The following is a 21,730-nucleotide window of genomic DNA, read 5'->3' on the forward strand; positions in this document are numbered from 1 at the left end:
GTGGTAAGAGCTATTGAAGTAATAATACTTATCCGTAGGAAACGATTTACAAATCCGGAGAGAGGCATATCTATAGCACCACGAATGATGAGCCATCCATAGATGATGAAAGCGATTGTGATACCGATTGATACAAAGGGCGTAATTGTAGCTATTGTTTTTGAGGAAATATCCGTGACATATGTTTTTGTTATCTGATCAATTTTATTGAAAAGTTGCGTGAACACTGTAAAGTCCATGGAATTCCTCTTTAACGAATTTTCAACTTTTTATATAATTTTTAAGCATTTTTCGTTGAGTTTTTTAGGATAGAATTAAATTTCGTAGATCTTTTCAGTCTATGAGAGAAAACTGAATATTACGCACTAACCTTTGCTTTTTACGAGCATACAGGAAAAATAATACACGAAATATTGTTATAAAAAGCCTTATTTAATAAATCTTATGGTAGGCATTTTCGTGTTTTTACTATTCAAGATTTTTATGTTATGTTTATCCTTCTGCTGTCTGATAAGTGTATATTCAGCATTGCGTAAATGTGTGACCATTTGTAGTTTTGCTGTTTCATTTTGTAGCATAGCGAGCATTCCAATTATATGTGCTTGTAACTCAGCAATACTTTTTAGATCTTTTGTTGTCTTGATTTCGTTTAATAGTTCTTCAATTTGCTGAAAACGATTGTCTGCTTCTTCAAAAGTCTTTAGACTTACGGCTTTATCAGTGATGGCTGCATATTGGCTACGCTTGTTGATAAAACTGCTAGATTCATGGACAGAGATAGGAATTTCTTCTTCTTTTAAAATATTTTCAAGCGATGTAGCTAGAGCAGAAGATTTATTTCTATTGTAGAGCGTCTCCGGATTTTTGAGAAAAAAACTGCTGTGATCTGTTTGTGCATTTTTAAGTTTTTTAATGTCGAACTTTTGGTTTCCCGTTATAGACTCGTGTATCTTTTTTACTTCCTCAAGTTGTTTTTTTAGTGTTTCGAGAAGTGGGTCAGGTGGCGCTTCCTTTTGTTGTGGAGGTTTTTTAGGCGTTGCTTTACGTGACTTTCCAAAAAAATTGGGCCACGACGTTGGAATTGATGATGACAAATCCGCTGCTCCAGCGCCAAAAACCCAGGCCATTGCTGGGTTTGAAATCCCTAAAGTTATTACAACTACTATTGGAATGACCTTTTTTTTCATGTTTCCCTCCTGTCATTTTTTGCGTGCTGTAAGAAAATTGGTAGCCATATTGCCGGATCATCACCAACTTCCGCGATAATGCTTTCGGCTAATTCTGCGTTATCAGGTGTACCTGATAACACCAAGAGCTCGTCACTAAAGTCGTGTTCGATGGTTTTTCCACCGCTTGTCAGATGGAATTTACCAAGATTCAGTTCTGCAAGCGCAGATTGATCACCTTGCTTAATGAGGAATTGGCGACTAAACTCACCAAGTCCTTTAACGAGTTCAAATTCGGTATCTGTTAGTTTAAAACCTTTTGTATAATCTTCATAGTTTGCTTTGGGATTGGCTAGAAAAATGTAAGTCGCACATTGTTGAATGAGTGTTTTGGCAATATTACTTTCCAAGGCATCGCTAGGCTCTTGTGTTGCGTAAACAAAAATACCATTTTGTTTACGGATAGTCTTTTGCTTATTTTTCGCCAAATCTTCAAAGTACGGATCTTGCAAAGGCTTCCAAAACTCATCAAAGATATACATAAATCGCTGTCCGCTAATCATGCCTTCTGTACGGTAAAGCAAATACATCATCACTGGGGTGCGAGTTTCAAAATTATCTAAAAATTCCGTGATATCAAAGCCGTAAATTTGATGTGTTGAGAGATCAAGAGCATCATGGGGATTATCAAATAACCATCCATAATCACCACCTTCACACCATTTTAGTAAGCGAGCATGAACAGATGGGTGAGCATTATAATCATTTAAACGTGGATTTGGTAAAAATTGTATCAGAAAGGACAAACGACGTAGTGATTGGTCAATGTTACTGCTCATAACAGACATAACCGCTTTGTTAATTTCCTCCTCGTCGTGATGCGTGACCTCACCACCAGCTTCTGCCAATTTTTTAACAAATTGCTTCAGAAAAATCAGATTTTCTTGTGTGGGTGGGAGTTGGAACGGATTGAAACCACTTTTCCTGCCTGGCTTGAATGTTAAATATTTTCCACCCATCGCTCGAATGGCAATTTCCATACCACGATCTTTATCAAAAACAACAGTTGTCGGCTTAAATTTTTGTGCTTGTGCTACCAAAAAGCCGAGTAACACGGTTTTACCGGAACCAGATTGTCCGATAAGTGCGGTATTACCGAGCAAACGTTTATTTGTTGAGTCCTCTTCAAGTTTGGAGGCATGAAAGTTGAAATAAAGCGGTGTTTTACTGGTTGTTTTAAGAATTGTGACGGCTGGACCCCATGGGTTGCCAGTGGGTTTTCCTGACATAAAATTATGAAAAGATGAAAATGATAAAAAGTTCAATGATGTAATCGGAGCAGGACGTGGTCTCCATTTCCAATTGCCAGGAAGTTGTGCCCAATAGCCAGCCTCTATCGCTAAGTCTACAGGTTTGGGGAGTAGCGCAACGTCTAGTAATGCTGCACTTGCTTTGGCCATATGGTCGCGAACTTGTTGAATTGTATCACCATAGATAGTCAATGTGCAGTGATGTTCTCCCATGACAAAATGTCCACTGATAAGCTGGTTTAATGCTTCATCAATTTGTTCAATTTGGCTCGTTGCCACATCTCGTGCATCAATAAGGTTACGCTGATGCCGTTGTAAGTAGTCTTTAGCAGCATGTCGGGAGAGCACCGAAAAGCTCTGTGTCAATACGAACTCGAAGTCACTTTCCAACAAAACATTTAATTGTCCTGGTTTGGTTGTTGCATCATATTCTTTAATTTCCAGCATTCCAAATCGACGCATTCCACTGCTTGTTCGCAGTTCACCAAGAGCACCCCATTTTGAGAAAAAAGGTCGATTGATAGACATATAGTCAGAAAAACGGTCCTGGCAAATTGGCATGGGGCGATATTCACCATTGACAAGCATTCCAAGGAACTCAAGTGCAGAAGAATAAGCATGCCCATTTTTTTCATAAGCACCAAGAAGTTCTGCACCGTAACGGTTTAAAGATTGGCCTAAAGTACGATTGATGTCATTGAGTTCTTTGATACATGAGTCTTGTCGCATCTTTTTTTGATCAAGCGTTTCACGTTCATGTTGAGAAAAGAACGACATAATTTTGTCTGCTATCGGTTGAAAAATGACAGTCAGATATAAATCATTGACCATCAAATTATAACCAGTAAAGCTTTGCCGATATTTTTCATCAAGTTGATAGCAAAACATTTGATCAAATGTTGAATCAGGATATTCATAAACACGGCGGCGCACAATGTGTGTCCAAAATGATAAATTGGCTGTTGCAATACCCCGTAGAGTATTGTTAAGCTCTTTTATCCATTGAAAAATATCTTCTTCTGAAGCGCTTTGATGTGAACGCCCGTCAATCTTCCAAATCGATAAATATTCCGCATTTTTAGTAGAGATAATCGTATCTGTAATATGATGTGAATAAGGCAGAAACAGGCTTACAGGTGTCTCTGATGCAAGGCGTTTGCTACTTTCAACAGCTGTCATGTTTATCTCCTTTTACTATAATCAGAGGGACTATAACTTGATGCGCCCCAAAAACCTTTGTTGCGATTGCGAAATTTAGTATCGATCCATAACCACCAGATACGAAACGCCTTATCATCGTTTTTAGTAATTTGCACCATAATGAACCATAATGGAGGTGCTATAATCCACAAAAAGATACTTACTGTCATAGCAGTAGCAGCGACCCCCATAACCATAACGATAAATGGCATCATGGGGACCCCCCATATAGTTGGAACACGTGTTGCTCCTTTGAATAGGGGGAATTCTTTTTGTTCTTGTGATTTCATGGGGTGCTCTTGTCAGTGGAGGTGAAATAATATGTGGCTAATATAAAAGGCTGCACCAGCAATAATGACGCTGAAGGCCCATCGCATAAATGTAGCTCTTGCAATGATGCGAAATATATAAATAAGCAAAAGAAATAAAAGAATAATGATGGCGACGATAGGAATAAGTATACTTAATCCATATTGCATCCCTATGAAAACATCTAAACTTTTCGTTTCCGTTTGAGCATATGCAGATTGAGTTATTAATAACACAACTGAAGTGATAACAATAGCACTAATCTTATTACATATTTTTACTCGAAGTGTGTTTAATTGCTTCATATCTTTTATCCCCTTTTAATTAAAGTTGCTATAAATAATATTCCTTTTTTTGTAGTATGAGCGACATTATTACTGGTACAAATCTATAATCGACGAACATTAAAAACATTACGTATTATACTAATTTATGCATTACCTGTAAATAGCAGTTTAGCAAGTTGGGTTGCAGAACCTGCGATGACAACACCAATTGCCCACCGTATAAATGTATCTCTTTCAATGTATCTTCCTGCGTAACCAATTGCTAAGCACAGAAGTATAACAGCAGCAGCAACAGGAATAATGTTATCAATAAGATCTTTTTGTAGAGCCTTTAGAGCTTTTTCAGCAGGACCTAATTTTACATTTGCATATGCAAACTGTGTTATAAAAAAGGCGCCTATAGTTGCAGAAATTACAATAATTTTGTTATTATTTTTTAATTTGAGATTAATTATTTTTTTCATATTTTACTCTTATGAATACTTTGTATATTTTTAATATAAACGAAATATCACATAATATGTTTAAATTTATCAAACATAAATTCTCACATTAGAAACATTATGTGTTATAAAGACTCACACTTGACCCTTGAATAACAGGCTCGCAAGTTGGGTTGCTGAGCCAGCGACGATAACACCGATTGCCCATCGTACAAATGTATCTTTTCCGATGTAGCGGCCTGCGTAACCAATTGCTAAGCACAAAAGTATAACAGCAGCTGCAACAGGAATAATATGAGTAGTAAGATCTGTTTGCAGAGCCTTTAAAGCATCTTCAGCTTTTAGTTTTGCGTTCGCAGGATGTGCTATAAAAAATACACTTATAGCTGCAGAAATTGCTGTGATTCTGTTGTTATTTTTTAATTGGAAATTAATTAATTTTTTCATATCTTACTCTTAATTAATGCTCTTATTAGTACTTTGTATTTATCATTATAAAGCATATAAGATTCTTATATGTTTAAATTTATCAAACATAAATTCTCACATTAGAAACATTATGCGTTATATAGACTTACACTTGACCCGTGAATAGCAGTTTAGCAAGTTGGGTTGCTGAACCAGCTATAACGACACCAATTGCCCATCGTACGAATGTATCTCTTCCGATATAGCGCCCTGCATAACCAATTGCTAAGCACAAAAGTATAACAGCAGCAGCAACAGGAATAATATGAGTAGTAAGATCCGTTTGTAGAGCTGTTAAAGCATCTTTAGCTTTTAAAGTTTGCGCTTGGGAGTGTACAGGATGAGCCATAAAAAATATAACTACAGCTGCAGAAATTGCTGCGACTTTGTTGTTACTTTTTTGTTGAAGGTTAATTAATTTTCGCATATTTCTCTCATTAAGATTATAAATAACATTTTGTATTATAGTTTTCATCTTTAATTTTAACTAACTGCACCTGTGAATAACAGCTTAGCAAGCTGGGTTGCTGATCCAGCGATGACAACGCCGATTGCCCATCGTATAAATGTATCCCTTTCAATGTAGCGTCCTGCGTAACCAATTGCTAAGCACAAAAGTATAACAGCAGCAGCAACAGGAATAATATTTTTAACAAGATCACCCTGCAGAGCATCTAAAGCAGTTTTTGCATTTGTTAATTTTGCTTGAGCATACACAGGATTGCTAATAAAAAATGCAGTTATAGCAGCAGAAATTGTGATAATTTGATTATTATTTTTCTGGAAATTAGTTAATTTTCTCATATTTAGCTTCATTGATTTATCATAAATATTTTTCTACGCAATAAGAAACAATTTCATTGATGCGTAATGAAGGCATTGAAATCCAAAGTTTCTTTTACAAAAAATATTTCATATTCCAAAAGATTTATACAGGTTTAAATAATAAATTGGCAAGTTCAGCTGCTGAACCAGCGATAACAACACCGATACCCCACCGTACGAATGTATCTCTTCCGATGTAGCGCCCTGCATAGCCAATTGCTAAGCACAACAGTATAACGGCAGCAGCGATAGGGATAAGCGTTTTTAAGTCTGTTTGGAGTGCAGTTAAAGCGTTATTTGCAGGAGTTAAAACTACTGCTTGGGCTAACATAGGATTGGCCATAAAAAAGACAGCTGAAGCTGCAGAGCTTTTAATGGTTTTATTATGAATTATTCTCTGAATGATATTTAATTGTTTCATATTGTTTATCTCAATTTAGATTTCTCTTTAGAATAAAAAAATATTTTATACAGCATGACTTTAATAGTCATTCTCATTACTGGCTTTTAAATAACAAATTGGCAAGTTCAGCCGCTGAACCAGCGATAACAACACCGATACCCCACCGTACAAATGTGTCTTTTCCAATGTAGCGTCCTGCATAACCAATTGCTAAGCACAAAAGTATCACGGCAGCAGCAATAGGGATAATCGCTTTTAAATCTGTTTGGAGCGCTTTTAAAGCTGTGTCTGCAGGAGTTAATGCTACTGCTTGAGCATACACAGAACTACCCATAAAAAATATAGTTAAAGCTGCAGAAATTTTAGTAGTTTTATTTCTAATTATTGTTTGAAGGGGATTTGATTGTTTCATATTGTTTATTCCAATTTAGATCACAGTTGACATAAATAATCTCTTTTTTGATATAGTTTATTATTTCACTAAATAAAAACACAGAAAGCTAAGTTTCTTTTTATGATGCAAACATTTCGTGCCTAATAAGATTTATCAGGGGTTTTTAAATAACAACTCAGCAAGTTCAGTTGCTGAACCAGCGATAACGACACCAATTGCCCACCGTACGAATGTATCTTTTCCGATGTAGCGCCCTGCATAACCAATTGCTAAGCACAAAAGTATAACGGCAGCAGCGATAGGGATAATCGCTTTTAAATCTGTTTGAAGCAGCCCTAAAGCTTTTTTTGCAGGATCTAAACCCGCTGCTTGGGCTTGTGCATGAGCAGAATCACCCATAAAAAATACAGTTAAAGCTGCAGAAAATAAAGCAATTTTATTACGAGCTGTTGTGTGAAGAATATTTAATTGTTTCATGTTCTTTATCCTGATTAAGATTAAAACTCCCACAAATGACCCCTCGTTCATGAAGAAACTTAAAGAGATATTTTGGATCAGCCCAAGTTCTTAATTTTCCTCTTTGTGTAAGTAACGTATATTTATTTGGCTTTCCGGTGATTGGATCATCGGAAATAAACGTAAAATACCATTCTCTTTCTGAAAGCATCACGACTGTAATCTCACGTGCTGCTTTTTGACTAAATGCTATATCAACGCTGTTTTGTTCTATCATTTTCATTATCTTTGCCCTCAATTAGAAGAGATTTTGTCCAATCTTACTAATTAGAGCTTTAACATTTTCTTATCTACCTTTCATTATAATATCCTATCAAAATTCTAGAGTTTCGTGAAAATATCAGCTGTCACTCTAGCGAGCCTCTCGATGAAGAAGAATCTTCAACCGAAAAAGCATCGCCGGTACCACTTTCTTTATGAGTAAATGCATCTTCTTCTCCCTTTGAAGAGAGAGGAAGAGAATCTACGTTAGTTGTCTGTTCTGGTTCTTCTTTTTTAAGCTTTACAGACTCCTGCAAATCTTCATTTTCCTGTACGGCAGCTTTTACTCCAATATATGAAGTAACTTTCTGTATAGAGGTGTGGTTTGAGTTTTCTGTGTTGTAAAAATTTAGCACAGATTGCAAAGTTGCTTTTTCAAAGATGCACTTTGATGTTGTTTGTTCATAGCAGTAAGTCAAAGCGCTTTGTACAGCTGTAAGATTTCCGCAAAAATCAAATGCATCAAAAAGAGAAAACAATTTCACATTTATAACATCAATTTGCCCTAAAATTATGTTAAAATTATGTTTATTCTGGCTAAACTGTTCAGTTATTGGGATTGTTTCCTTAAGCTGAGATGATTGATAGAAGAAGTTATTTTTATCATCTGTTACATAGACATTGTCCCGCGCTTCTTGTTCGGCGATAACTGAAAATGTTATGGGAGGCGTATTGGATATGTATGCAGCAGCAAAAAATGTGAAATCTGGAACAATCATTAGCAATACACCTTATTATGAAGAATTTTATTAATACAAATGCTAATTCTTTGTGGTGCTTTTTCTCGTTGTTTTTTGATTTTATAAATTTGCAGAACAAGATTGTTTAGCTTAGAATATTCCCTGTGATTATTGTTTTGTTCTCTTCTAAAAATATTTCTAATACATGCGAATATCCAACCAACAAGATAAAAGTGTGGAATAAAATAGAGCATATTACGCCAACCAATATTATTGGAATCACGAAAAAAGGCGCTGCTTTTAAAAAATAATAACCTTTGATACTGTATTGAAGCTGCTTGTTTTATATAATTTTCTAGTTGCAAAAATCTTTTCAAAAAAAATTTATACGAAGTAAAAAGCCGTTGTGTATGAGGGGAGGTTTTATTGTCATAATGAACTACACTATCATTATACAGAGAGGGCTTGTTCTTTGTTGCGTATTGCCATAACTTATAGAGTGACGATTTATATTTACTTTTGACTACTGATTCATGAGAGTCAGAGAGGTGTGATGGCGTTTGAGCACTGCATTTAGTAGTTCCAGCGATTGAGCTGAAAAAAGATGCAGTGATGGTAATTGATATACCAATAAACAGTTCTTTGTGGTCCAAAGCACATCTCCGTCAAAGTGATATATGCATCGTAATTTTAATTTCGATAATAAATAGACAGAAATTGTCTATAATTGTGTTTAAAGTATGGCAAGAAAAAATTCTTTTTTGCAAGGGGAGTAATTAAGGTGAATGATCTCAAAAATATGAATTTTGATGAACTACAAGAGATGCGTACACAAATCGATGTGGAATTAAAAAAACGGCAAGCAAAGGAAAAGCAAAATGCGCGACGAAAAATTCTTGAAATTGCTAATGCCCATGGAATTGATATCGCTGATCTTGTGAGCAAAGAGCGCCATTATAGAAATCCTAATAACCAATGGGAATTATGGAATGGGCGTGGACGTAGACCTAAGTGGATTAAAGAGTGGTTGGAGAATGGGTATACACTTGATGAACTTGAAGTAACATAATACGTGTACGATATTTACAAGATAAGGGAATACCAAGGAATGTAAATGCAAGAAGTATGCTCTTTTGGGTAATTTGATTGTATAAACATACTGAACAAATGTATTAAAGTATTGAGTGATCAAATAAAATGATAGGGGGCATGAACAGATGTATTTAAGTGAAAAAGGTTTTGTTGTTATAATCTGGCAAGCATAATGATGATGCCGGATTAAAGTATTGTAATTGCTTTTGGCATTTGAGAGAGGGGGATATTTTACTTCTTTTTATAGTTTTATTGACTCTTTACAAAAGTGCTCGAAATGAGAACAATTTATTGCATAGGGATTTTCACTCAACATGTAAAATGATAATTTTATCAATTAATATGTTAATAAATTAGCATACTTATATTTTTGAAATATTGTTCTGTAGAATAAGCCTGATGTTATAGATTTTGTTTGGTCTTTTTTCTATAAGATTATATATGAGGCATTTTCTTTATTTATCGTTCGTTTTGTTGAGATGAGAGAGTGTGTAGGAAATGAAAAATTTCTATGGCTGTTATGGGTTTTATAGAATTTATGACATATTTCTGAGCGCTTGTGATTAAAATTCATTTATGAGCATTTATGAATAATGAATAAAGAGCATATTTGAAAATAAAAGGATTGAGTCATTTCTATTGCGGTTTATCTTCTTTTATGGTGTGAAATAGGGGGTGATATGCAAGTTTACAATTGTGTGTGATGGTATAGAGTACGGAACACTTTATTATATATTAGAATATTTTTTCTAAAATCGTGTGGTATTCCACAATAAGTTAAAGGGTTTGTCTGAGGAACAGAATACCTCAAACAGAATACAGTTGTGTTACCAATTTACGCGCTTTTTTTAAAAGAAAAATTTTTCAATGCAACGAAGCTTATTTTATGGTGCTTTTCGTGAATAGTATAACGTGAAAGTCCCTATGATTACATAAAATCCATTTTTGTACGCCAGCATTTTTATTTCAATAAAAAATATAAGCCGGCGCCATTATACACTTTACTCGCCTCCAATGTTACTAAAGCCCTTAGTACTTGAGAGGGTAAGGCTTTTTATTGCTGTTTTTATTTATACGACACTCCCGCTTGTGATGTGCAAGTGAATGATTTTGATTGCTTCAACATGAGAGAGATTTGAATTAAGGGTATTTTATGATCGTTAGATTTCTCACTCAATATGATAACAATGAATTTATTATTATAAATAAAATGTTGTGTGCTAAAAAGTCTTGTTTATTTCGTTATGACGTGAAATGGCTTCTTTTAAGGTGTGGTGATATAAGGCAACCTCTTTGAGACATTATTTTTCAGTGCGTAGTGAATATTCTTAGAATGTATCTCGCTTGTCGAGTCTTATGTTAAGTGAAATATGGGAGGAGGAAGTCAAGAAAAAATTACTCGACAGGAATCTGGTTTGTAAACAGATTGGATGAGATAGGAATTTTTTGTTCTTTGAAGGAGGGAGGCAAAGGTTGTAAAAAAGTGAAATAGGATGAATTTTTGCTTAAAGTGGGAAGCCGTGTAGAAGACGTGGAGCATTGGGAGTGAGACCGGAAGCTTCTTGAATGAAGTATTTTTTTATTTTTGGCGCTTGATTAACGATACCAAGGCCGGTATCGCGGAGCATCCGTAAAAGAAGGCTATCATTAGAAAAGAGTTTATTAAGCCAATCATTGCTTAAAGCCATACGGACAACTTCAAAACGTCTCCAGCTTTGATAGCACTCTAAAGCAGTGAGGGAGCCAATGTCAAGACCTAGTCGCACTGTTTCAATAATCACTTCAGCGAGGGCAGCGCTATCGCGTAATCCTAAATTGAGTCCTTGTCCTGCAATGGGGTGGATGGTATGGGCGGCATCGCCAACGAGAGCAAAACGTGGTTTAACGCATTGACGTGTTAAAGAAAGACTCAAAGGAAAAGCTTGACGTTCGCCATTCCAAGAGAGTTTGCCTAATCGATGGCCAATGCGTCTTTCGAGTTCTGTTTCAAAAATAAGGGCATTAGCTTTGAGATAATATTGCGCAGTTTTATGATCTTCATTCCACACAATGGCAGATCGGTTGCCTTTGAGAGGGAGAAGAGCAAAAGGACCGGCAGGTAAAAAATGTTGAATTGCTTGACCATTATGGGGTTTTTCATGTTCAACTGTACAGATGATTGCTGTTTGTTTATAGGGATGAGAAAAGTTTTTAAGACCTGCTTTTTGGCGTAATTTCGAATGGGCTCCGTCGGCTGCAATAAGCAATTTTGTTTGCCAAACCTCTTCATTATTTAAAGTGACGGTTTTATGTTGGTCTTCTTGATGAAAATCAATGACACGCGTGTTTGCAATAACAGGGATATTGAGATCTTTGACACGTTTTTTTAAAGTGTTGATGAGTTCTCTCTGCTCTACCATAGCAGCAAAGGGCTCACCAGGGTTAATGTCGCCTTCAAAGGTTAAAAGAGTGGGTTTGACAGGGTCACTTGTGCTTGTATCTGTGATGATCATTGAATGAATGGGTTGCGCATAGGGTTTTATAGGTTCCCAACATTGTAATTGTTTTAACATACGAATAGAAGCAGCAGCAAGGGCAATGGTTCGTATGTTAGAAGCAGGAGTATCTTCTTGTGGAGCAGCATCAACGATTTTTATTTTCAGATTAGGGGCTGTTTGCTTGAGTGCTATCGCTAAGGTTAAACCGACAGCCGCCCCCCCTGCAATGAGAAGATCACATTGTTTTGTTTTATGAGATTTAATTTTTTTATTGGGTTGTACGTCTTTATTGCGATTAGAACACACAATACTTCTTCCATTGTTTACAGTTTGCTTTCTTTTAAAAAGAATATCTTTTTAAATTGCCTAAAATATCTTAACGTTTACTTTTCTCTCTGCTTTACAAAAACGAGGTTTCTTTTTGGCGCCAATCTGATGACAGATTGGTTTTTCAGAGTTCTTCTGCTTCATCATTTATGTGATTCATTTTACAGATTTATCGGATAAGCTTTTTTGAATGTCCTCTTCAATTCTTTTTACACTTGGTTGATAAAAAAGAAAACTAAAAATAAACAAAGATGATCGTATATTTTTTAAGTTGTATGAATTACTTTAGTATGCCTGTTCTGACGGGGGATATTTAGTTAGTATGATAGATAAAAAATTGTGTTCATTCGTGATGGTTAAAACAGTATTCATATTTTGCCGTTATCATGATGTAGCGTAAAAAACATTATCTGTTTAGGCAGGCGCCTATAGGACCCATGTCAAACTTTACACATGAGGTGTTTTTTGGTTGATCGTGTGATAAATATCCTAGGAGAGCTTTTTGTGCGCCTTATGAAGGATAGTCTCTTAAGGTTGTGATATATGAGTGATATGAAGTGGTTAGAAGGTAGAACGCGCTAGATAAGACGTCGGATTGTTTACAGGCTATTTGTTTACAGATCGGTACAGAGTTTAAGCTTCATCCTTTTTTAAGAGAGAGAGTTATAACTCTTTAAAATATGAAAATTTTGTATTTGGAATTGATAGATGCACCGAAGTTCTTCTCCTTATGATTCATTAGAAGTGCGAAATTCTCAAGGTTCGCGTCTTATTGAGATGTTTTTACGTCAGATAGGGGTATTTATTGGGCTTGGGCTTTTGGGCTTTATTATTTTTTTTGTGTTTGCTTTGGCGACGTGGAATGTTGAGGATCCATCTTTAACCCATGCAAGTACAAATGAGGTTACAAACCTTATGGGGTGGATGGGGGCAATTTTTTCAGATTTTATTATGCAGTTTTTTGGCTTGGCAAGTCTTGCTGTTTTGTTGCCGCCATTATTTTGGTCTTTTCTCTTGTTGGCGCAAAAGAATATCTACAATTTGACTTTGCGCTTTTTTTTATGGGTGCTATCAACGATTTGTTTTTTAATTGCTTTTGCCCTTATGTCACCTGTTGCTTCTTTTACTTATTGGCCATTGCCAATGGGATTGGGAGGGGTTTTAGGAGATAAAGTTTTAAGTGTTGCTTCTTCAGTCTTTCCTCTTTTTCTTTCTCCTCTTTACACGGTGTTTTTCAGTGTTGTTTTTATTTTTTTAGGTTTTTTCACTGCTGCTTTTGCTGGCAATGTGATATGGCGGCGTCGAACAAAGAAAAGAAAAGAAAAAAGCATTCCAAAAGACGCAATCGTTAATCCAGTTTTTGAATTGGAAGAAGATACGGAATATGCTGCAGAGGATGATCGTGAAAATCATGGTTTTTTTGCGACAACTTTTGGCGCTCTTTTACATCTTTTTTATTTTTTACAAGCGCGTTTCTTTCGTTTGTTCTGTTTCAAAAGGCGTTTTCAGAGTAAGGGGCAAGGAAAGTCATTTGATCGGATTGAGCCAACTTTTTTGGGTGAAAAAGTAAAGTGTGAGGAAAATCAAAATAAAGCCTATGTTTCTCCTGTTAAAAATCGAAAGTCTTTAACAGCTTCTTCAAATGGTGGTTTTGTTCTTCCTCTTGTAGATTATCTTTCGGTTCCACCACCGTCTGTTAGGGATGCAAAACTTTCTCCTGCTGTTTTAAGAGCAAATTCTCAGGAACTTGAAGGGGTTTTGTTAGATTTTGGAGTCAAGGGGCAAGTTATTGATGCTTGTCCTGGACCGGTGGTAACTTTGTATGAATTTGAACCGGCTGCCGGCATTAAGTCTTCTCGTATCATTGGTTTGGCAGATGATATTGCACGCTCGATGCGTGCGATTTCGGCGCGTGTTGCGGTGGTTCCAGGACGTAATGTGATTGGAATAGAATTGCCCAATGCAAAGCGTGAGATGGTTTATTTACGAGAAATGTTGCAGGCGCAGGAATTTATTGAAAGCAAAGCAAAATTAGGGCTTGCTTTGGGTAAGACAATCGGGGGGGAAGCTGTTATTGCAGATTTAGCAAAAATGCCCCATCTTTTGGTTGCTGGTACAACAGGATCGGGAAAGTCTGTTGCTATCAATACAATGATTTTATCGCTTCTTTATCGGATGACACCTGAACAATGTCGTCTCATTATGGTGGACCCGAAAATGCTTGAGCTTTCGGTTTATGATGGCATTCCTCATTTATTAACGCCCGTGGTGACAGATCCTAAAAAAGCCGTGATTGCTTTAAAGTGGGCTGTTCGTGAAATGGAAGAGCGCTATAGTAAAATGTCAAAACTGGGCGTTCGTAATATTGATGGGTTTAATGCACGTCTCAAGGAGTCAGAAGGTCAAGGAGAGACAATGGTGCGTACAATTCAAGTGGGCTTTGATCATGAAACTGGTGAGCCTCTTTATGAAACGGAAACACTTGATTTTAGTCCTATGCCCTATATCGTTGTCATTATTGATGAAATGGCTGATTTGATGATGGTTGCTGGTAAAGATATTGAAGGCGCGGTTCAACGTTTGGCACAAATGGCACGTGCTGCCGGTATCCACGTGATTATGGCGACCCAGCGTCCTTCCGTCGATGTTATTACTGGGACGATCAAAGCCAATTTTCCTACACGTATTTCTTTTTCTGTGAGTTCAAAAATCGATAGCCGAACAATTTTGGGCGAACAGGGGGCTGAGCAATTATTGGGACAAGGAGATATGCTCTTTATGATGGGAGGAGGACGTGTTCAACGTGTGCATGGTCCTTTTGTTGCGGATGATGAAGTGGAGCAGGTTGTTGCGCATCTCAAAGCGCAAGCACGACCTGATTATTTGGAAACAATTACGCAAGAAGTTGAAGAGGATGGTGCTGATGTTTCTTTGGCTTCTCCCTCAGAAGATGATCCCTATAGTCAAGCTGTTGCTATTGTGCTTCGTGATCGTAAGGCTTCGACCTCTTATATTCAACGCCGTTTAGGCATTGGTTATAACCGTGCTGCGACATTGATTGAGAGGATGGAAGAAGAAGGTATCATTAGTCCAGCAAATCACGCAGGGAAACGAGAAATTTTAGTGCCTGCCGAAGAAGAACGCTTTTAAAAATCTTTTGATAGTTTTTTCAAACAATATCGTTATCTTGTAAAGAAGGGTGTTTATTCATCGTTGATTACTTAAGTTATAAATTATAAAGTCAATTAAGTATTGCTTGGGAGCATTTTTTATGAAAACGTCTTTTTTGTCGCAAAGAAGAGTCTTTGGGTTGGTGGGAGTTATTATCTTTTGGTGTTTAACTTTTCCTGTTTTTTCGCAAGCGTCTAATAAAGTGATAAAGGCGCAAAATGTTGTAAATCACTTTGCGGCAATCAAAACAATGACGGGTGATTTTATTCAGTTTAGTCCAAAGGGGAAAATGTCTCAGGGGACATTTTATTTAGAGCGCCCAGGGAAAATTCGTTTTATTTATAAGAAAATGCCTTTACAGATTATTGCAGATGGTCAATTTGTAGGTATTAACAATCGGGCTTTGAATACTTGGAACTTTTCACAACTTTCGCAAACGCCAATGAAGTTTCTGTTGGCTGATAAAATTGATGTATCTTCTGGGCGGTTATTGGCATTTCGCGAAGATCCAGGGGCTGTGACGATTGTTCTGCGTGATAAAACGATTGGGGCAGGGCAAATAAGGATGGTTTTTGATTCTAAAGGCTCTGCTTTGCGGCAGTGGACAATTGTTGACCAACAAAATTTGGAAACTACTGTGCAGATTATGAATGTGCGGACAGACGTCCGTTTCGCTAATGGAATGTTTGCACTTCCTTCGAAGAAATAGTGCGGTGTTGTTTCATTGGGATTGAAATGGATGTTATTTCGTATTGCAACTTGGAATATTAATTCTATTCGTTTGCGTCTTGCACAGGTTTTTCAGTATTTGGAACTCTTTTCCGCAGATGTTTTGTGTCTACAGGAAACAAAATGTCCAGATGCTTTATTTCCAGTGGGGGCTTTTGAAGCAGCGGGTTATAAGCATATCGCATTGAGTGGACAAAAATCTTATAACGGGGTGGCTATTGTTTCTCGTTTGCCTTTTAAAAAGGTAGAAAAGCGTTTCTTTTGCCAAAACCAAGATTGTCGCTATATCTCAGTTATTGTGGAAGCCCATGGGAGAAACTTGCGGATTCATAATTTTTATGTTCCTGCTGGGGGAGATATTCCAGATGCTGATGTGAATGAAAAATTTCGTCATAAGCTTGATTTTTTAGAAGAAATGTCTTCCATACGTGCGGATCAAGGAGATGGTCTTTCTTCTCTTTTGGTGGGCGATTTAAATATTGCTCCTTTGGCAGAGGATGTTTGGTCTCATCAGCAATTGTTGAAGGTTGTAAGCCATACTCCCATTGAAACCGAGCGTTTACAGGACTTGTGTTGTCAAGGTGGATGGGTTGATCTGATGCGGTTGCATATTCCTGTGCCTACTAAACTTTATACATGGTGGAGTTATCGTGCACGCGATTGGGCATTTACCGATTATGGGCGGCGGCTTGATCATGTTTGGTCTTCTCCTGATTTAGCACCTTTTGTTGTAGATCTTTCGATTTTTCGTGATGCGCGCGGATGGGAACGTCCTTCAGATCATATTCCTGTGCAAACTGTATTTGATTTTTCACGTTAAGTTTGAAATAAGAAGTAAATAAAGTATTAATATTAAATAATGATTCTGAAAGAATGCGGGAGACTAGATGTATATCAGAAATCTCAAAAGGGGCGCTTCTCGTGGATTACTTTCTAGTATCTTTTTGTGTTTGCTTTTGTCAGGATGTATGGTTGGTCCTAATTACCAGAAAACATCTTTTCGTGTTCCAGCAGTTTGGGGAGAAAAATCTGCACAGGCGTCTGGGCAGTCAGTTGCGCTTGCCGGATGGTGGCGGCGTTTGAATGACCCCGTTCTAGATGCGTTAATGGATTATGCGATTTCTGGAAATAATAATGTTGCTGTTGCCAAAGCTCGGGTACGTGAGGCGCGTGCGGGTTTAGGGCAGGTTGTAGGAACTCTTTTACCAAATGTGTCCAATTCAATTTCAGGAACCCGTAGTCATTCTGGACAGTCTGATGCATTGTTAAATCAATATCATAGTGGTTTTGATGCAAGCTGGGAGCTTGATTTTTTTGGTGGGCATAAACGAGCGGTTGAAGCAGCGCGTTATGGTCTTGATGCGGCTGTGGAAGATATGCGCGCTACCATGGTGACACTGTTAGGAGATGTGGCAACAAATTATGTACAAATGCGTGGTTGGCAACAGAAGTTGTTGATTGTGCGACAAATTGCTGTATCACAGCGTAAAACCTATGAATTGATGCGTGCTAGATTAACAGCTGGTGATATTTCTGAGCTCGATGTTTCAAATGCGCAAGCGCAAATGGCAAATACAGAAGCGGATATATCACAGATGGAAGCGAATTTGGCAATGAGCGTTCATCGCCTTTCTGTCTTAACTGGTCGTGTGCCTACGGCATTGAAGGCTCTTTTACAAAAAAATGCTAAGCATGCAAAGATTCCACAACCACGCTGGCCGATACCAGCAGGAATTCCAGCCGATATTTTGTTAACACGTCCGGATTTACGACGGGCAGAGCGTCAATATGCGCAAGCGACAGCGCGGATTGGTCAACGTGAAGCAGATCGCTATCCATCACTTACTTTAACAGGTAATATTTCGACAGCAGCAACGGCGATAGATCAGTTATGGAAAAATTCAACGATTGGCTGGTCTTTTGGACCTGGTCTGCGTTTTCCTTTTTTTAATGGAGGTCAGGTTGAGGCTTCTATTGCTGTTGCGCGTGCACAGCGTGATCAAGCTTTTATTACTTATCGGGCTGCTGTTTTGGGAGCTTTAGAAGATGTAGAAAATGCGTTGGTAAGATTAACTAAAGAACATCAACGCTTAGAAAAGCTAATCATTGCGAATAAAGCTTCTCTTCATTCCTTAAAACTTTCACGGAGTCTTTTTGAGAATGGAAATACCAGTTTTCTTGAATTGTTAAACGCTGATCGCTCTTATTATTCTGCACAAATGGCACTTAAAGATAGCCGTGTTTCTTTGGTTACGCAATATATCACGTTGATGAAAGCATTGGGGGGGGGCTGGGATGGCGTTGTTGATGTATCACGTCCGGAAGTCGTTGATGGTGCACCTCATTCGCGTGCAAAGGTAGGAAAATGAAAAAAAGTCTACTCAAAAATTTCATTACAAAACACAAAAAACTTTCTTTCTTTTTAGCTGCTATATTCCTTCTTCTCTTGTTTTTATGGTTGCGTTCTGTTGTTTTTGGAACATCTAGCCCAACTTATATAACCGCGGTGGTGAAGCGTGGGGATATTGAAGAAAGTGTTTTAGCTTCTGGTCTTGTACGTCCTTATCGATTGGTGGCTGTTGGTGCGCGTGCAACAGGGCGTGTGGTGTCAATGCACGTTTCTCCTGGGAGTGTTGTGAAAGAAGGCGATCTCTTGGCAGAAATTGATCCTACAGATCAAGAAAATGATTTAAAAAGAAAAAAAGCAGCATTATCTCACTATTATGCGAGTTTGGTAGAACAAGAAGCCTATCTTTCTCTTGCACAGAAAAATTTAGCACGTCAGAAAAAAATGATCGAGTCACGTGCGGTTTCACGGGCTAATCTCGATGATGCTGCGACACAAGTAAAAATACGTGAGGCGCAAATTGCGCAACTTCAACAGCAGATTGTGCAAGCACAAATTGATGTGGATAGTGCAGAGGTCAATTTAGGTTATACACGCATCACGGCCCCTTCAGCGGGAACGGTTTTGGCAACAGTTGTGGAAGAAGGGCAAAATGTGAATGCGGTTCAGTCGGCGCCAACAATTGTTATTTTGGGCGATTTGTCAAAGATGACGATCAAGGCGCAAATCTCAGAAGCTGATGTTCTTAAAGTTCAGGCTGGACAACCACTTTATTTTACAGTTTTAGGGAATTCGCAGCGTCGTTATGAGGGCGTTTTAGAAAAGATAGAGCCTGCTCCTGAAGAAATTCGTGCTGATGTGAGTATTAACCCTGGTATGGTAGGGGGGTCTAGTGCTTTAATCTCATCAGCTATTTATTATAACGGAATTCTACATGTTGATAATGCGGACAATTTTTTACGAACCTATATGACTGCTCAAGTTCATATTATCTTAGGGCGTGCTCAAAATGTCTTGTTGGTTCCAAGCGATGCTTTACGCGATGAGACAAAAGAGCATAAGGCATGGGTTTCTGTTTTGGAGGGGGGGAACAAGGTGGTTACTAAACAGGTGAGCGTTGGATTGAATAATAAGGTGATGGCAGAGATTGTTTCAGGACTTAATGAGGGCGATGTCGTTATCACTGGCTCGCCTGATGGGGTGATGCCAGAACCTTCTGACGTGCATAGTGAAGACGAGATTTAAATCATGAACACAAATCAAGCAGATGCTGTCTTCGTGTTGGAAAATATTGTACGTAAATTTCCTGCGGGCGAAACATCTGTTACTGTTTTGAAGGATATCAATCTTACCATTAAGCGCGGTGAAATGGTAGCGATTGTGGGAGCTTCTGGTTCAGGAAAATCTACATTGATGAATATCTTAGGCTGTCTTGATCGAGCAACTTCTGGTCGTTATTGGATTGCAGGGAAAGAAACAGCTTCTCTTTCAGCTGATGAATTGTCGGCTTTGCGGCGCAATCATTTTGGTTTTATTTTCCAGCGCTATCATTTGTTGAATGAATTGACAGCTCTTGGGAATGTTGAAATTCCGGCTATTTATGCAGGATGTGCTGTGGAAGCAAGGAAAAAGCGTGCACAAGATCTTTTAACGCGCTTGGGCATGGGCGATCGGGTGAATCATCGTCCAAATCAACTCTCAGGTGGTCAGCAACAACGGGTGTCCATTGCTCGAGCGTTGATGAATAATGCGGAGGTTATTCTTGCCGATGAGCCAACTGGTGCACTAGATAAACAGAGTGGACAGGAAGTGTTGCGTATTTTGGATGAGCTTCATCAAGAAGGTCGTACTATTATCATTGTAACCCACGATATGCAGGTGGCCAAAAGAGCAGAGCGTATTATCGAAATCAGTGATGGAGAAATTATTGCTGACAGTATGACAAAGGTTGCAAAAAAAAGAGCAGCGGGGGCAAAAATAAAAACGGATAGTCAATCTTTTTACGAAAAACAGAAACTAAAAGTTAAACAACAGCTTGGCTCTTTTCGGTCTTTTGTTGAGCGGTTTCGTGAGGCATTTATTATGGCTTTGTTGGCAATGAATGCACATCGAATGCGAACTTTTTTAACAATGCTTGGAGTGATTATCGGTATTGGGGCGATTATTGCTATGGTGGCTTTGGGAAATGGTACACGAGAGAAAATTTTGGAAAATTTTAAAAGCTTGGGTGCTAATACATTAACAATTTTACCTGGCAAAAGTTTTTCTGATCCACAAGCAGAGAAAATAACAAGTCTTGTTGAAGCTGATGCAGAAGCCTTGTCTGGGTTACCTTATGTTTCTGGTGTAACACCTCAGATTTCAACAAGCTCGAAAGTGCGTTTTGGCGCAGTTGAAGTCAATGCCGTCATTGTGGGGGTGGGAGAACAATTCTTTCAGACACAGGGGCTTAAAGTTTTCAAAGGACAGTTTTTTGATCAAAAAAGTGTGCATGATCGGGCGGTTGATCTCGTGATTGAAAAAGAAGCATTGTCTGTTCTTTTTCCCCATAGCCATGAAAGCCCCCTTGGCAAAGTGGTGCATGTGGGTAATGTTCCAGCGCGTATTATTGGTGTTGTTGATTCGCAAAATCACGCAAATGGAAACACATCAAATACATTACAGCTTTATTTGCCCTATACAACAGTGCAAACGCGTTTTCTTGGCACAACAGAAGTTCGTGCAATTACCGTTAGGATTTCTGATGATGTCGATTCACATTTAGCGGAAAACATGGTGAAACGGTTTCTCATTATGCGGCATGGCGGAGAAGATTTTTTCATTAGAAATTCAGAATTCTTTCGTGAACGTATCATGGAGAGTACACATATCTTAACACTTTTAATTTCTTCAATTGCAGCGATTTCCCTGATTGTAGGTGGTATTGGGGTGATGAATATTATGCTGGTCACCGTTTCTGAGCGGATCAATGAAATTGGTGTGCGTATGGCAGTTGGTGCACGCCAAAGTGATATTTTGCAGCAGTTTCTCATTGAAGCGGTGTTGGTTTGTGTCATTGGTGGTGGTTTGGGGATTCTGTTTGGGCTTTCTATCGGTGGTTTATTTCTTCTGTTTAAGGCGCCTATCCACTTGGTTTATACGATTGATTCGATCATCCTATCCCTTACTTTTTCGACCCTCATTGGAATCTGTTTTGGCTTTTCTCCAGCGCGGCAAGCTTCACGGCTTGACCCTGTTGTCGCTCTTTCACGCGATTAAGCTTTATCAATTGTAGGGCATGTTTGTTGTGAGGCTTTCTACTTAGATGAAGCATTTATGGAGCGAA

General features: G+C 38.1%; 23 protein-coding genes. 7 read left to right on the plus strand and 16 right to left on the minus strand.

The genetic code is table 11. The annotated features are described in order from the left end of the window. From ACFIJ8_RS04170 to ACFIJ8_RS04240, 15 genes are all read right to left on the minus strand, one after another. Nucleotides 1-239, minus strand: a 239-nt coding sequence (locus ACFIJ8_RS04170; RefSeq protein WP_375639062.1) for a type IV secretion system protein, incomplete at its 3' end; no start/stop codon positions are given. Nucleotides 240-428: 189 nt separating this feature from the next. Further along, a complete protein-coding gene (locus ACFIJ8_RS04175) occupies nt 429-1,187 on the minus strand; it encodes a type IV secretion system protein (RefSeq protein WP_375639063.1) in 759 nt (252 codons plus the stop codon). Further along, nucleotides 1,184-3,655, minus strand: a complete 2,472-nt coding sequence (locus ACFIJ8_RS04180) for a VirB4 family type IV secretion/conjugal transfer ATPase (protein ID WP_375639064.1) — start codon at nt 3,653-3,655, stop codon at nt 1,184-1,186. Before ACFIJ8_RS04180 ends, ACFIJ8_RS04175 begins: the two co-directional genes overlap by 4 nt. Before the next feature lie 2 nt (nt 3,656-3,657). Next, on the minus strand, nt 3,658-3,966 hold the full coding sequence (locus tag ACFIJ8_RS04185; RefSeq protein WP_375634372.1) for a type IV secretion system protein VirB3: 309 nt from the start codon (nt 3,964-3,966) through the stop codon (nt 3,658-3,660). Nucleotides 3,967-3,978: 12 nt separating this feature from the next. Next, nucleotides 3,979-4,290: a conjugal transfer protein gene (locus ACFIJ8_RS04190; protein WP_375639065.1), complete on the minus strand. Its 312-nt coding sequence runs from the start codon at nt 4,288-4,290 to the stop codon at nt 3,979-3,981. A gap of 125 nt (nt 4,291-4,415) precedes the next feature. After that, nucleotides 4,416-4,736 carry a VirB2 family type IV secretion system major pilin TrwL gene (trwL, locus tag ACFIJ8_RS04195; protein ID WP_375639066.1) on the minus strand — a complete coding sequence of 107 codons (321 nt, stop codon included), beginning with the start codon at nt 4,734-4,736 and terminating at the stop codon, nt 4,416-4,418. A 114-nt stretch (nt 4,737-4,850) separates the two neighbouring features. Next, nucleotides 4,851-5,162, minus strand: coding sequence for a VirB2 family type IV secretion system major pilin TrwL (gene trwL, locus ACFIJ8_RS04200; protein ID WP_015857016.1), 312 nt, complete (start codon nt 5,160-5,162; stop codon nt 4,851-4,853). A 127-nt stretch (nt 5,163-5,289) separates the two neighbouring features. Next, complete coding sequence (gene trwL / locus ACFIJ8_RS04205) at nt 5,290-5,610, minus strand: VirB2 family type IV secretion system major pilin TrwL (RefSeq protein ID WP_375639067.1); 321 nt, start codon at nt 5,608-5,610, stop codon at nt 5,290-5,292. Between the two features lie 56 nt (nt 5,611-5,666). Then, complete coding sequence (trwL, locus tag ACFIJ8_RS04210) at nt 5,667-5,987, minus strand: VirB2 family type IV secretion system major pilin TrwL (RefSeq protein WP_375639068.1); 321 nt, start codon at nt 5,985-5,987, stop codon at nt 5,667-5,669. Between the two features lie 124 nt (nt 5,988-6,111). Further along, complete coding sequence (gene trwL, locus ACFIJ8_RS04215; protein WP_375639069.1) at nt 6,112-6,429, minus strand: VirB2 family type IV secretion system major pilin TrwL; 318 nt, start codon at nt 6,427-6,429, stop codon at nt 6,112-6,114. A gap of 76 nt (nt 6,430-6,505) precedes the next feature. Continuing rightward, on the minus strand, nt 6,506-6,823 hold the full coding sequence (gene trwL, locus ACFIJ8_RS04220; protein WP_375639070.1) for a VirB2 family type IV secretion system major pilin TrwL: 318 nt from the start codon (nt 6,821-6,823) through the stop codon (nt 6,506-6,508). A 135-nt stretch (nt 6,824-6,958) separates the two neighbouring features. Continuing rightward, the gene (gene trwL / locus ACFIJ8_RS04225; RefSeq protein ID WP_375639071.1) at nt 6,959-7,282 is read right to left on the minus strand and encodes a VirB2 family type IV secretion system major pilin TrwL; all 324 of its coding nucleotides are present in this window, start codon (nt 7,280-7,282) and stop codon (nt 6,959-6,961) included. Beyond that, nucleotides 7,245-7,544 (minus strand): KorA family transcriptional regulator, encoded by a 300-nt coding sequence (gene korA / locus ACFIJ8_RS04230; protein WP_015857010.1) that lies wholly within the window; start codon nt 7,542-7,544, stop codon nt 7,245-7,247. Before korA ends, trwL (ACFIJ8_RS04225) begins: the two co-directional genes overlap by 38 nt. A gap of 124 nt (nt 7,545-7,668) precedes the next feature. Next, a complete protein-coding gene (locus ACFIJ8_RS04235; protein ID WP_375639072.1) occupies nt 7,669-8,301 on the minus strand; it encodes a TrwN protein in 633 nt (210 codons plus the stop codon). After that, nucleotides 8,301-8,915: a hypothetical protein gene (locus ACFIJ8_RS04240; RefSeq protein WP_375639073.1), complete on the minus strand. Its 615-nt coding sequence runs from the start codon at nt 8,913-8,915 to the stop codon at nt 8,301-8,303. The genes ACFIJ8_RS04235 and ACFIJ8_RS04240 overlap by 1 nt, the downstream gene beginning before the upstream one ends. Before the next feature lie 128 nt (nt 8,916-9,043). Between ACFIJ8_RS04240 and ACFIJ8_RS04245 the strand changes: the two genes are divergently transcribed. Beyond that, nucleotides 9,044-9,331, plus strand: coding sequence for an H-NS family nucleoid-associated regulatory protein (locus ACFIJ8_RS04245; protein ID WP_015857007.1), 288 nt, complete (start codon nt 9,044-9,046; stop codon nt 9,329-9,331). 1,528 nt (nt 9,332-10,859) lie between these two features. Here the strand turns inward: ACFIJ8_RS04245 and ACFIJ8_RS04250 are convergent. Next, nucleotides 10,860-12,137 carry a ubiquinone biosynthesis hydroxylase gene (locus tag ACFIJ8_RS04250; RefSeq protein ID WP_375639074.1) on the minus strand — a complete coding sequence of 426 codons (1,278 nt, stop codon included), beginning with the start codon at nt 12,135-12,137 and terminating at the stop codon, nt 10,860-10,862. 729 nt (nt 12,138-12,866) lie between these two features. On the opposite strand from ACFIJ8_RS04250, the gene ACFIJ8_RS04255 reads away from it, so the two are divergent. From ACFIJ8_RS04255 to ACFIJ8_RS04280, 6 genes are all read left to right on the plus strand, one after another. Continuing rightward, nucleotides 12,867-15,308, plus strand: a complete 2,442-nt coding sequence (locus ACFIJ8_RS04255; protein ID WP_375639075.1) for a DNA translocase FtsK 4TM domain-containing protein — start codon at nt 12,867-12,869, stop codon at nt 15,306-15,308. A gap of 121 nt (nt 15,309-15,429) precedes the next feature. After that, entirely contained in the window at nt 15,430-16,038 is a 609-nt protein-coding gene (locus tag ACFIJ8_RS04260; protein ID WP_375639076.1) for an outer-membrane lipoprotein carrier protein LolA, read from the plus strand. 30 nt (nt 16,039-16,068) lie between these two features. Continuing rightward, complete coding sequence (locus ACFIJ8_RS04265; RefSeq protein WP_375639077.1) at nt 16,069-16,878, plus strand: exodeoxyribonuclease III; 810 nt, start codon at nt 16,069-16,071, stop codon at nt 16,876-16,878. A 67-nt stretch (nt 16,879-16,945) separates the two neighbouring features. Then, nucleotides 16,946-18,427 (plus strand): efflux transporter outer membrane subunit, encoded by a 1,482-nt coding sequence (locus ACFIJ8_RS04270; RefSeq protein ID WP_375639078.1) that lies wholly within the window; start codon nt 16,946-16,948, stop codon nt 18,425-18,427. Further along, on the plus strand, nt 18,424-19,650 hold the full coding sequence (locus tag ACFIJ8_RS04275; protein ID WP_375639079.1) for an efflux RND transporter periplasmic adaptor subunit: 1,227 nt from the start codon (nt 18,424-18,426) through the stop codon (nt 19,648-19,650). Before ACFIJ8_RS04270 ends, ACFIJ8_RS04275 begins: the two co-directional genes overlap by 4 nt. A gap of 3 nt (nt 19,651-19,653) precedes the next feature. Continuing rightward, complete coding sequence (locus ACFIJ8_RS04280) at nt 19,654-21,663, plus strand: MacB family efflux pump subunit (protein WP_375639080.1); 2,010 nt, start codon at nt 19,654-19,656, stop codon at nt 21,661-21,663. The last annotated feature ends 67 nt before the right edge of the window (nt 21,664-21,730 follow it).

Origin of the sequence: Bartonella sp. MF74HXZ, from assembly GCF_042194445.1 — a bacterium.
Classification (GTDB): Bacteria; Pseudomonadota; Alphaproteobacteria; order Rhizobiales; family Rhizobiaceae; genus Bartonella; species Bartonella grahamii.